This is a genomic window from Pelagicoccus sp. SDUM812002 (assembly GCF_031127835.1).
Classification (GTDB): Bacteria; Verrucomicrobiota; Verrucomicrobiia; order Opitutales; family Opitutaceae; genus Pelagicoccus.
Genome location: NZ_JARXHX010000024.1, coordinates 18,072 through 31,110 on the forward strand (window position 1 = coordinate 18,072; position 13,039 = coordinate 31,110).

Annotated in this window: 5 protein-coding genes; 3 read left to right on the top strand and 2 right to left on the bottom strand. The window is 53.1% G+C overall.

The features are described from left to right. Window positions 1-90: 90 nt before the first annotated feature. Both QEH53_RS21335 and QEH53_RS21340 read left to right on the top strand, forming a co-directional pair. Window positions 91-7,698, top strand: coding sequence for a S8 family serine peptidase (locus QEH53_RS21335; RefSeq protein WP_309025256.1), 7,608 nt, complete (start codon window positions 91-93; stop codon window positions 7,696-7,698). A gap of 84 nt (window positions 7,699-7,782) precedes the next feature. Continuing rightward, entirely contained in the window at window positions 7,783-8,844 is a 1,062-nt protein-coding gene (locus QEH53_RS21340) for a lactonase family protein (RefSeq protein WP_309025257.1), read from the top strand. Between the two features lie 118 nt (window positions 8,845-8,962). Here QEH53_RS21340 and QEH53_RS21345 read toward each other — a convergent pair whose 3' ends face one another. After that, window positions 8,963-9,883 carry an alpha/beta hydrolase gene (locus QEH53_RS21345; protein ID WP_309025258.1) on the bottom strand — a complete coding sequence of 307 codons (921 nt, stop codon included), beginning with the start codon at window positions 9,881-9,883 and terminating at the stop codon, window positions 8,963-8,965. 304 nt (window positions 9,884-10,187) lie between these two features. Then, a complete protein-coding gene (locus QEH53_RS21350; RefSeq protein WP_309025259.1) occupies window positions 10,188-11,924 on the bottom strand; it encodes an ABC transporter ATP-binding protein in 1,737 nt (578 codons plus the stop codon). Window positions 11,925-12,041: 117 nt separating this feature from the next. Between QEH53_RS21350 and QEH53_RS21355 the strand changes: the two genes are divergently transcribed. After that, complete coding sequence (locus QEH53_RS21355; protein WP_309025260.1) at window positions 12,042-13,034, top strand: small ribosomal subunit Rsm22 family protein; 993 nt, start codon at window positions 12,042-12,044, stop codon at window positions 13,032-13,034. Window positions 13,035-13,039: the final 5 nt, after the last annotated feature.

Below are 13,039 nucleotides of genomic sequence, written 5' to 3' on the forward strand. Positions count from 1 at the left end.
GATCAAAATGTCTATCCCGCGGAAACGCAAAACCACGCCTCAACCGAATTGGGCACGGCCCCTATTGCTTCAGTACCCGAGGTTCAATCCGTGGCCACCTCTCTTAAGTCACGTCGCGACTTGTGGCTTTCCTCTGTCACAACGGAAATCGTGACAGAGAGCGAGAAGCAGATAAATGGGTTTCCTGTCCAGACCCTCATCCTGAGAACCTCCTTCCACAAGCCATTGCTTAGGAGCGAGACCAAGTACTTGCCCAGTAACGACCCCGCCTCCCGGCAACCACTCTCCACCACTCTCTCTGTCGCCAACGAATTTATCGCAAGGCTCGCCCCTGAGGCGGACTACGCGGAGCTCGTCGCAATCGCTAGCGGCTTCGGAGCACAGTGCTTTCCGATTGGCCAAAGCCTAGACCATATGCGGATAGTATTCCCTGAGGAATCCGATCTGGTAAACCTCCCCTCACTCATCAAGTCCCTCGCCCTTTCATCGAGAGTTATCAGCTACATCGAACCAGACTATCTCCTCCAGACCGCGGCAACTTCTCCGAACGATCCTAGATTCGGCGATCAGTCAAATCTCCAGACTCCATCAGACGCAGACATAGATGCACCGGAGGCTTGGGACATTCGACACGATGCATCCGGTATCGTCATTGCGATCCTCGACACCGGCATCAGGGCCACTCACCAGGACTTGACCCCAAACCTCTGGAAGAATCCGCTCGAAATCGCTAACGGCATCGACGACGACAACAATGGGATCGTAGACGACCTGCACGGTCTGAATGCAATATCCGGCAACGGGTCGATAGAGGACGATAACGGACACGGAACTCATGTGGCTGGGATCGCTGGAGCACGCGGCAATAACGCTGTCGGGATCGCCGGAGTCGCGTGGAGCGTCCAACTTATGCCGCTGAAGTTCCTCGATGCCACTGGATTCGGCACCACCTCAGATGCGATCGAGTGCTTGAACTACGCTATCGAGAAAAACGCCGCGATTGTTAACAACAGCTGGGGCGGATCTGAAAACAGCCAATCCCTTCACGACACCTTGAAGGCTGCTTCCGACCACGGAATTCTCATTGCTACCGCGGCAGGCAACGAAGGGAGCGCGCTCGATGCTCAAGCCACCTATCCTGCCAGCTATACGATTCCCAACCAAGTAGTCACCATCGCAGCAGACTCGAACGACCAACTTAGCGCGTATTCAAATTTCAGTACACAATTCGCGCACATCGCCGCACCGGGACGCGTCCTCAATACCTTCATCGAGAGCGATTCGGACTACCAACTCCTCGAAGGGACTTCAATGGCCACGCCTCAAGTCGCAGGAGCTCTCGCTTTACTGAAAAGCCAATTCCCGACAGATTCTCCAGCTGAGATCATCGGGCGACTCCTCGATGCAGTCGACCTGAAGCCAGCTTTTAGCAACGCCTGCCTCAGCGGTGGCCGGCTTAATATAGGACGTGCCCTTCGTGGCGAATCCAACGCTCCTGAGAACGACTTATTTGAAAATGCGACCTCCATCCCGTATGGCGGAGGTAGGCTTAGGGGCTCCACCAGCCAAGCGAAACTTGAACCAAACGAACCGCGGGCGGATACGTCCGACGCAGGCCACACCGTTTGGTACCGTTGGTTGCCGAGCCATGAACAAAACGGACTAGCAACCCTCACGCCGATAGGATTCGCAGCTAGCATTAGCATCTACCAAGGAGATGCAGTGGGCCAGTTGAGCTTTGTCTCCAAAGCCTCATCGAATACGCCTGGCTCTCCAGTCAGTCTCCCTCTAAGCTTTGATTCAGAATCTGAATACTTCATTCAAATTGATAGTGTCGGCACAGAGGACGGTCCCTTTTCCCTAGACATCACGATCGCTCCGCAAAACGACGATTTTCGTAATCCTCTCTCCCTAAGCCCCGCCGCCTTTTCCCATCGCGGAAGCAACCGCGCCGCCTCCACGCAAGCAAACGAGGCCCCCATTCACATTTCAGCAGCAGGTTCAACCGTCTGGTTCCGATGGACCCCTAGCAGCGACGGTCCTTTCTACCTCAGCCTCAGCCAAGCCACCGGCAGAATGTTCGCCCGCGTATTCACAGGTACCGAGATTAGTAACCTCTCCCCGGTAGAATCCATCTTCGAGCCTCTGTCCCAGGCGAATCAGCTTTTCGAGGCCTCCGCTGGGGCTCACTACTTCTTCGCGATCGACTCCCAGTCACCCCTCGGCTCCACTTTCTTGTTAGAAGGAGCGTTTGCCAACGAACCTAAGCTCATCGCCCAACCGAGCGACCAACTCGTAAATATCGGAGATTCGACTTCTTTCACCGTTTCGGCATTTGGCCTCGGCACCCCTACCATCCAGTGGCTAAAAGACGGATCTCCCATCAACGGCGCCACCGGTCTCACTTTAACCATTGAAGAAGTCACTGAGAACGACCTGGGCACCTACCAAGCTCGCGTCAGCATCTCTGGATACACCCTTTACTCCAGGGAAGCCACCTTAGCGAAACTCGGTTCTCATATCGCATTTGTCCAACAACCTTCCGCCAAATCCATTCGCAAAGGAGAGACGATCATCCTGGCGAGCATCGTTGCCTATAAGAGTACGAACGACCAATACCAGTGGTTCAAAGACGGAACTCCTGTACCTTCCCAAACCGCGGCACGCCTTCGTGTTCCTAACGCTTCAGCTAAAGACTCTGGCTTCTATCAACTTCGCGTTACCCGACATAACGCCGTCAGCTTCTCGAAGTCCGCCTACGTACTCGTGTCTGATGATAGTGAATACAACGGTTTCGCTTTCGCGAATCTACTTCACCAGAATGGGTATGGCTACCACTTTGAGGCAGTCGGAGATACATTCTTCGGCTATGGAGATGCTAGGACCAGTTTTTCGAAAGACGGAAAAGCTTGGCAACATATAACGCAACACGCCTCTCACATAATAAAAGTGGGAAGCGACTACCTAGCAGCCACGGACAACGGAATTCAAAAAACCTCCAATCTGGCGAGTTGGTCAACTGCAGCATTCGCAGGACAACCGGTCCGCCACCTAGCCTACGGAGCCGGTACCTATCTCGCTCGCCTAGATACTGCTATCTACGTTTCCAGAGATGCCAAAAATTGGACACCGAGTCTCCACATTCCCTACGACAATAATGGTAGAGTTCTCTTCGGCAACGGCCTCTTCGTGGCGACTAACAACGGCGACCTGAAACTATCCGAGGACGGTCAAAACTGGAGAAGCGTTTCGGTGCCCTCGGAGGAATGGTACCGAATACACTTCGCAGATGGCTACTGGTGGATGTACGGCTGGGGTGGATCAGAAAAACTCTATCGTTCCACAGACGCTGAAACATGGAAAGCTCTCGACCTACCCGTGGATAGCGTCAGAACCCTCGCGGTCGATCCGATCGAAGACAAGGTTTACTTCATAGGACAAATACATGAAGACGTCGACCCATTCTTCCGTCAAGGTGTCACCTACCTCTACCGGATCGATGGAGACGCTGCAGTTCAGCTAAAACACATTCACTACTCATACGACCCGATCGCTCCTCCAATCTCGGCAAAAGGCGGAGATGTCCTTTTAGCATTGAAGGACAGGGTCGTTCTTGCTTCGGAATATAAATCGTCGGACGCTTGGAGCGATCCTCGACCTTGGTGGAATGAAGCGGTACTCAGCTACGCCAACGATCGCTTCATCGCAACGAACTTCGGGCAAATATACAGCTCGAAAGACGGTACGAATTGGGCACTTGAAAACACGGAGTCTTACGACACTGAATGGGGAAAATTCGTGTATGGAAATGGTACCTACGTCGGAGAAAACGAAAGTGGCAGTTCTCTCAATGCTCTGAGTGAGCACAATCAAAATTTGGTATCTCTGGCCTTCGGAAAAAACCTGTTCGTAGGGCTGAGCTACCAAGGTGTATTCTATTCAGAGGACGGATCGACTTGGCATAACTCCGGTTTAACACTCCGTAACAAGCAGGAGGTTACTTTTCAGGCGGGCATCTTCGTAATCAACAATGGGGAAAATGTATACCGATCCACTAATGGGATAAACTGGGAACTCGTCAAACTTCCACAATTCATAGAATTCGAGACTATTCGAGCGGGAGGAGGCATGTTTATCGCATTCCACAAGAACCAGTGCTATACCTCCACAGACGGAAAGGTTTGGAACAAAAAAGGAACGTTGAGCATTCCCTATCACTCCGAATCTTGGGTCTACGACTGCTATTATCTAAACGGGCATTTCATCGCTCCCTACTGGGGTGAGTATTACTTCCAGTCGACTGATGGAGCCGTGTGGAAAATGATGCGCTTTACCGCTGAATCCTTCGGCTGGAGCCATCGCACGAAATACGCCAGCAGCGGAGAGGTGCTTCTTGCCGCAACACAAATCGGTATCGGCGTGCTCGGAGCGCCTGATGCGGAAGCTCTTCACGTGAGCATAGAGAGCCCTTCTCGCCGCGTAGCTGCCAGCAAAGGGAGTCCGATCCCATTCGAATTCGACGCCCAAGCGCTCGAATCAGATCTCCGCTCCACCGAGATCTATGTAGACGGGCAACATTGGAAAACCCTGCAAGCTCACGAACGTAGATTCGATTATACTCCGACGAAGGAAGGAAACGTGGAAATCGAAGTAAGATCGAAGGACGCAGCTGGCAATCAGTCTTCTGCCACCGTTAACGTATCGACGACTCCGAAGATTTACACCAGTCTTCCCGAAGGTGAATTCTGGTTTTACGATCTATTGTATTGGAAAGGTGCATACTACGGAGCGAGCACAGGAGGACGAATCTTTACCTCTACGAATGGGATCGATTGGAAGGGTATACAAACTCCTGTCATTACTAGTATAACCCACCTCGCTGCTACCGACGAGGGAATTGCAGCCCGCCACACTGGCAACGGCATACTCTCCAGCACTAATGGAATCGATTGGCTGAACATCGGCAACTTCTCAGCCAACCATGTTTACCAAAGCAACAATGTACTGATCTCCAATACACGAGAGACTCCCATCATTTCCAAGGACGGCAGGCGCTGGCACGAACTTTCAGAAGAGGAAGCCTTCCAACCTCAAGCTGGTTTCGACGAGACGGAAACGATCGTGTTCAATGGCTATTCCTATGGTGCTTATCACGTCTCCCCTGGCAAATCGCTGGTGAATGCAACAGGGCTTCAAAAGATAGAACGCATCGGGAGCGCCTACGTAAGCATTCAAAACGGCAAGCTCTACAGGAGCGCCAACCTCGCAAACTGGACCAAGGTGGACGCGGAACACTATTCCGCCTTCGACGACCTTCAACGAATTGGCAATCTATTGTTCGCAGTTTCGAATAGAGCTGTAGTTCTAGCAAGTGGAGACGGCAAAGAATGGTTTAATGTCCAAGACAATATAGAGAACTTTCTCACCTACTCACCCGACGGTTACTACTACTCCACCATTTCTGAATATAACGGAGAACCTAAACACTATCTAGCCAGATCCAAAGACGGAATCACTTGGAATAAATTTGGGCCTGCCCTCGATGTTGGCAGCTACAGCTATCGTATCTCAACTATCGCCGCTTCGCCGAGAGGAGTTGCTATCGCTTCAACGAACGGGAGCATCAGCTATGGCTTCGTAACGGAAAACGGAATACGAGGGAGTATACCGTTCGAAAGCGTTGAATACGACAGGGATATTGTAGAAATCATCGGTGAAAATGAGACGATCGCCTTGACTCGAAACGGCTCCTACCGCCTCCAAGAAAACGGGAAATGGAAAAGATCCGAGACTCTTATCCAGCATAGGTCATACTACGCCAACGGGATCTATATCAGCTATCAAAAAAACGGATTAGCCTCTAGCACTAACAATAAAGACTGGTCATACATCGACTATCCTAAGTGGATGTATGAGCTCGATCCAGATCCGAACGTGGAACGGATCTATACAGAAGGGGATACCGCTTTTTGGCTCATGGTCCGCTACAACGATGCTGGAACACACGAATACACATTTGCTCGGACGACCGACAGTGTAAATTGGTCACGGATTGAGTTGCCCGAATTATTGATCTACTTTCAGAAGCTTCTGGAATTTAAGGGAAGTGCCTATATCGTAGGTACCGGGAGTTTACACCGTGCCACGAGCGACGTCCAAAGCTGGACCACAACCGACTTCGGACGCGAAGTATACAAAATCGACGCGGAAGTCACAGCTAGCCACATTGCCGTACTAACCGGTCAAACGGATGGCTACCTTTCTATCTCAGTATCCTCCGACGGGCAAAGTTTCCACGAGCACGCCCTACCAGAAGCTGGATACGTCGAACTCCTAGCTAGTGATGAAGCATTCTATCTACTTGGAGACTCCGTCTGGAAATCAACTGACGGCGTGAGCTGGACAAAGTACCTTCCTTACAGGCTCAAGGGCGCCACTCATAAGGGCTCCGTCTACTTCTATACCGATAACCTCTGCTTCGTAGAACTTTCAGAAGACGACCTACAAATTTCCAATGCCAGCGTAGCGCTCGCCGACTACGCTGTAGGTGATTCGCTCGAGATCGCAATAGAACTAACGAACTCAGGCTCAAGCGATCTTATGTGGCCAAGCGACTCCCGAATCAGCTATACCTTGAATTCGGAGCCCAACCGCTGGACCAATAGTACCGAACGTCTCTCCTTCTCGGGGTCGACGATCATTCCTATCTCGTCGCTAGATGCTGGCAAAACAACAACCTTCAAAACCAGCACCACAGTTCCGAGTGGGATCCGCCCAGGCAACTACTACCTATCCGCGCATATCGAAGGCGAGGTCATCGCTGAGGATGGCAACCCCAGCAACGACTTCCATATAGAATCTAGCCTAGCGTCAATCATCGTACCAGCTCGCACTCTGACCGTCGAAATCCCGGAGAACGGTTCCGTAGACTTCCCCGCCCAGCTCGAATACCCGCTCGGGGAAAATGTCCTGCTTACTGCTATACCAGATTTTGGATACGAATTCTCCGGCTGGACTGGAGACAGGCAACATGGAGACGAAACGCTTCTAGTCACATTGGTCAAGGACACGCATGTGAGCCCATCCTTTTCTCCCCGACTTTTCAATCTCAGCATCGAGGTAAGTGGCCAAGGATCGATAAGCGGTCTGCCCGACTCCGGAAAAGTCCTCTACGGTGAGGAGTTTCTCCTCGAGGCAACGCCTAAAGACGGGTGGGTATTCATTGGATGGGATGGCTACGGACAAAGCCGCTCCGAAAGCCTCTCCGCTCGAGTCGGTCGAGACCTCTTCCTAAAAGCGCGATTCGGTCGACTTTTCTCTCAGTGGTCGGCAGACAAATACGGTGAAGATCACGAGTTTGGCGGACCCTTGGACGATGCCGACGGGACCGGATTGACCAACATGGAACGCTACGCATTTGGATTCGATTACCCGGAACAACGAGCTGGGGCTGGCCTTGGGTTCCGTTTGGAAGGGAGCGAACTTGTGCTTCGCTACGCTCTCTACAATGGACTAACCGACTTCAGCTCGTCCCCAGTTTGGAGAACCGAAGACAAAAACTGGGAAAGCAATCCGTTGACGGTCCAGCAGGTCGACCAGACTCAAGACCTAAACATTTTCGAGGTAAGACTCCCAATCTCGACGGCGGGAGAGGCACGTCTTCTCGGTCTCCGCTTATCTTCAACAAGCATTCAGTGATATCTACCGTTCCCAGCGAGAGTCTGTGACGCTGCCCTATTTTTGAGTGGAACTCCCCGCCATGAGGCGTTGGGCTCACTCGTCATGAAGACTTTCGTTTATTTCGGTACAAAACCTGTTGAACACAGCAAAGGCATCTACTGCTACAGTCTCGACCTTGAGACCGGAGCAATGGCGCTGGTCGATACTACGACGGCCGTAAACTGCGCATTCCTCAGCGTCCATCCCTCCAAGCGTGTGCTCTACACGCTCGCAAACGTCGCAGGAGCGGAAAAAGGACAAAACGGAGGGCTCGCCGCCTACCGTATCAACCCTGAAACCGGCGCTCTCGCTCACATAAACACCGTGAGCTGCCCCACCGTTTCTCCCAGCCATGTACAGGTCGACCGCATCGGAGCCAACGTCTTCGGAGCAAACTACAACTCCAGCTTCGTCGTCACCTACCCAGTCCGGGCTGACGGAGGACTCGCCGAATACAGCGACATCAAGAGATACGAAGGCAACGGCCCCAACGAAAAACGTCAGGAAGCTCCTCACCCGCACTCCGTATTCACTTCTCCAGACAATCGTTTCGCTCTCGTGAGCGATCTCGGTACCGACACCGTGCATGTCTACGAAAACGATACTCTCAACCACAAGCTCGTATCCACCAAATTCGGGCACGTAAATACCACACCCGGAGCTGGTCCGCGCCACCTTGCCTTTCACCCGTGCGGACGCTTCGTCTATGTGCTCAACGAGATGGCGTCCACTCTGGGCGTCTACAATTACGATTCTGCGACCGGCGCCCTCAGTGAGGTCCAAGTGATCGACACCCTCCCATCCGACTACGACGAGATTCGCTGGGCAGCTGAAGTCCTCGTTTCCCCGGACGGCCGCTTCGTTTACTCTTCCAACCGAGGACACGAAAGTATCGCCATCTTCTCCGTCGACCCTGCCTCGGGCAAACTTACCGCTGTCGGCCACGAATCCACTCGTGGGGTACAACCACGCAACTTCAACATCGACCCCACTGGGCGCTGGCTCATCGCCGCCAACATGGATAGCGACAATTGCGAACTCTTCCGCATCGACCCCGTATCCGGAAACCTCTCACACACGAGTAGCTTAGCGATTCCTGCCTGTGCCCGCGTCGCCTTTCTCTAACGGCTATCATCGCGATTCGAATCGCCCAAGAAGCCCGTATTCGATCGTCACACCGCCCAGCCAGCTCGGTTTCTGCTTAACTTAAGCGAATTCTCTTCCTATCTACGGTAGCGTAAAATCAATCCGAAGATTCGCATGCGAATTCGCAAGCGAGAAACCGTTCCACGGAATACAAAGCGAGCTGGCCGGCGGGGCCGTTCTGGTTAAATTCGAAGCCGTGCGTCGCCCAGGGTAACTCCAAGTAAAACGACTTCGCGCCCGCCTGAACGAGCCTTTCAGAGTACCGCCTACTTTGCTCTACCCACACAAGAGTGTCGTTCGCACCGTGTACCAACAAGGTCGGGACGCGGCGTAACGCCCCATCCTCTTGGAGATAGGCACTCGCACTCTGGTAGTTTGCGGGCACGGTACCGGGTTCGCCTCCCATGTAGTTTCGCAAAAGGTCTAGAGAATTCAAAACGTCGTCTTCGTCTCCAAACGCCCATGCGAATTCCAAGTCGTGGGGAGCGTAGAATGCGATGGCGCCACGTATCTCTGAAAATTCAGGAGACGACGCGGCAGCAGTAACGATCTGTCCCCCAGCGCTACGCCCGAACAATGCGATGCGCGTCCGATCAATCCCCAATTGATCAGCATTTGACTTCAAGTACTTCACAGCCGCTTCAAGGTCTCGCAACGGTGCCGGCCAAACGTTTTCGGGAGCCAAGCGATACTCGATCGATGCAACCGCGTAGCCGCGGTTGGCCAACCAATGGTTAAAGGAAGCGATCTCTTTACGATCTCCATTATTCCAGCCACCACCATGTACGACCACGACGCAAGGGCGCTCCACCTCCGTACCGAGTGAGTATAGGTCAACAGCGAGGTTCTTAGTGTTTCCCTCTCTTGGATACACCAACTCCTTCACTGCTACTTCTTGGCCGCCCAGCCTGAAAAGGCTGAGCAAGGAAAAGGCAGCCCCCTCCCGGATTTCGCCGGCGTAAGAATCCCACCTGTCAGGCAGCGTTTTCGCTATCCGACTTGCTTGCCACGCAGGCATCGACAGAAGCACAAGGCTCGCTGCGCACATCCCCACTGCCAGCCACGATAAATATGTAATCTCGCGATGGGACACCAGGGTCCAAACACTAATTCCAAGCGGGATGATAAATAGAAATTGCCCAAACTCGGTAGCGAGTATCGCAAGCTTCCAACCCAATAAGCCAGGAGCTTTCACCACGGTTAGCAGGGACAACAGAAAGAAAAGCAGGGAGATTAGTATTCGAGCAAATGCCATCACTCACCCCAACGTTAATTCACGACTGACTATTCCAAAAAAATCAACCCGAGAGTCTAACGGCTCATCAGTCAGCGATCAAATCGGTCTGTACCTTCCAAAGGTTTGCATAATGCCCATCGAAGTGGATGAGCTCGTCGTGCGTGCCCGTTTCGATGATACGCCCTTGGTCAAGAACTACGATCTTGTCCGCTTTCAGCACTGTCGATAGACGGTGGGCGATCACCAGCGTCGTGCGTTCTTTCACCAGATTGTCCACCGCAGCCTGAATCTTCGCCTCTGTCAAAGTATCAACTGCCGAAGTCGCTTCGTCGAGAATCACCAAAGGGGGATTCCTCAAAATCACGCGAGCGATCGTCAGGCGTTGTTTCTCGCCCATACTCAAGCGAATTCCCCGCTCGCCGATCAGCGTATCCATTCCGTCAGGCAGCCTGGATACAAACTCCCATGCGCAGGCTCCCTCTAACGCTTGAATCAAATCAGTCTCCGAAGCATCTTCCCGAGCCAGCATCAGATTATCCCGCACCGAACCGTCGAAGAGAAATGGGTCTTGCGCCACCATTCCGATATTTGATCGAAGCGAGTGCAAACTGAGATCGCGTACGTCGACTCCACCTACGGTGACCGACCCTTCGCTCACGTCGTAATACCGTTGCAACAAGTTAGCCACCGTCGACTTGCCCGCCCCCGTGTGGCCTACCAAGGCCGTCACCTTGCCCGCAGGCATAATCAAAGAAAAATCGCTCAGTAGGTTGGCTCTTTCCGAATACTTAAAGTCAACCGAATCAAATTGTATCTTTAAAGGTGCAGCTGGGAACGCTTTGGGAGTATCCGGATCTTGGATATCGATCTTGTAGTCGAGCAAATCGAAGACACGCTCCGCAGAAGCCTTGCCTGTGGCAAACATGTTGTTGAGAGAGGAAATCTGCGTCAGCGGCATATAGAGCATGTAGCAGTAAAGGAGAAAGGTTACTAGGTCGCCGGTCGCGAAACTCTCGGGCTCGGTTGCGGTTAGGTAACCGCCATAGCCGATAACCGCCACTGTACCCATGCTAACGATGAAGCCGTTGAGCGGCCCTTGAATAGACCAGCGGAACATGCCCTTTAGCGTGTAGCGACGCAGCTCCTCGGCCTTTTCGTTGAAGCGCTTCTTTTCACGGTCCTTCAGTGCGAAGGAGTTGATTAAGCGATTGCCCTGAATGTCTTCAATCAAAAGCGAGCTGAGCTCGCCGGAGGCCTTCCGCACCTTGCGCCAGTTGACGCTCTGTTTCTTAAAGTGCAGGCGAGAGAGCAGAATAATAATAGGAATCGGCAACACCATCAGCATTGCCAGACGCGGTTCCGAAGAAAACATCATGAAAGACGCCCCGAACAAAAGGAGAAACGCCGAGCTGCCCTGCTCCGTTCCGTCGAGAATCACACGTTCCACATTTTGCACATCTTCTATAACCCTGGAAGCGATATCCCCTGACTTACGGCTGTCGAAATAACGCACCGGCAAATCGAGCAACTTCGCATGCAGATCGTGGCGTAAATCGATGAGAACTCTCTGCTCAAGAACGTTGTTCAGACGAATCCGCATGGAATTCAGAAACTCCCTCATCCCGTAACATCCAACCAACACAGCGACCCATTTCCAGTAGTCGTCCAGAGGAGCGTCCTCGGTCAGCCGATCCACGATCCCACCCGCTATCTCCGGCACTGCCAAAAAGAACAGGGTACTGCCAACCGCGAGAGCGATCGTGCCCCAAAACATCGCCTTGTAACGGAACAAGTAGCTCGAAACTCTCCAGATCGTCTTCATTCGACCCAGATACAGACCAGCCCCGCCAGCGACTCAAGCTCCAACCAAAAATCATGTGGGAGCGTGCTTGTCACACGATTTCCCTTCCGCACTCTCGCATGGAAAATTCGCCACGACATGCAAGAGATCGACATTAATTGGGACATCCTAGAACGCCTCCGTAACCGCTTCCTCGAAACCGGAACCCAGGCTGGCGTCTATTGGCAAAGTGAAGAGGACCTCGTCCACTACCACACTACTTTTGCAGCGCGTATTGGCTGGAAATGGGACAATGCCCTCGAGCTCGCAGCACAGGCAGGCTTTCAGCCACAAGTTCGAAAGATCTTCGATTGGGGCTGCGGCTCTGGTATCGCAGCGCTCCGCCTCATCGCCTATTACGGAGCCGACGCCTTCGACGAGGTCCAGCTTTGGGACCACTCCACCCTCGCTTGCCGCTTCGCCCAAAAAACCATCGCTGCGACTTACCCGTCCCTGAAAGTCGAGATCGCACCTGCTCCTGTTTTGAGCGATTCTGAATCTCGGTCAGACACCCTCTTCCTCGTCAGCCACGCGCTGAACGAACTCGGCTACGAAGCTCAGCAACAGCTCTCTAACCAGATCCGCAAGGCCGCCCAAGTCATTTTCGTGGAGCCAGGCGACCACACTTCCAGTCGCAAGGTCATCGCCCAGCGAGAAGCTCTGCGAGGCGACTTCCAAATAGCCGCGCCTTGTACGCAATGCGAAACATGCCCCATGCTCGCCGAAGAAAACCAGCGCCACTGGTGCCACTTCTTTGGCAAGCCGCCGATCGAAGCGTTCACTGAGGGCTTCTGGGCCCGTTTCGCCCAAACCATGGAAATAGACCTCCGCAGCCTGCCCTACAGTTTCCTCGCCCTCAGCAAAAAGCAGATTCAGTCTTCTACCGCATCACGCCTAATCGGACGCCCTCGGCAGTTCAAAGGCTACACCCGATTGCTAAGCTGCGACTCTGCAGGCCTCCGCGAGCTTGAGCTGCAGAAACGCGACGACAAACAACTCTGGAAATCCCTCAAAAAGGAGCAAAGCACGCTCTACCGCTGGACTGAAATCGACGCGAGCAGCGGCCGACTTAAATCAGGCGAAGCACAGTAGCGAGT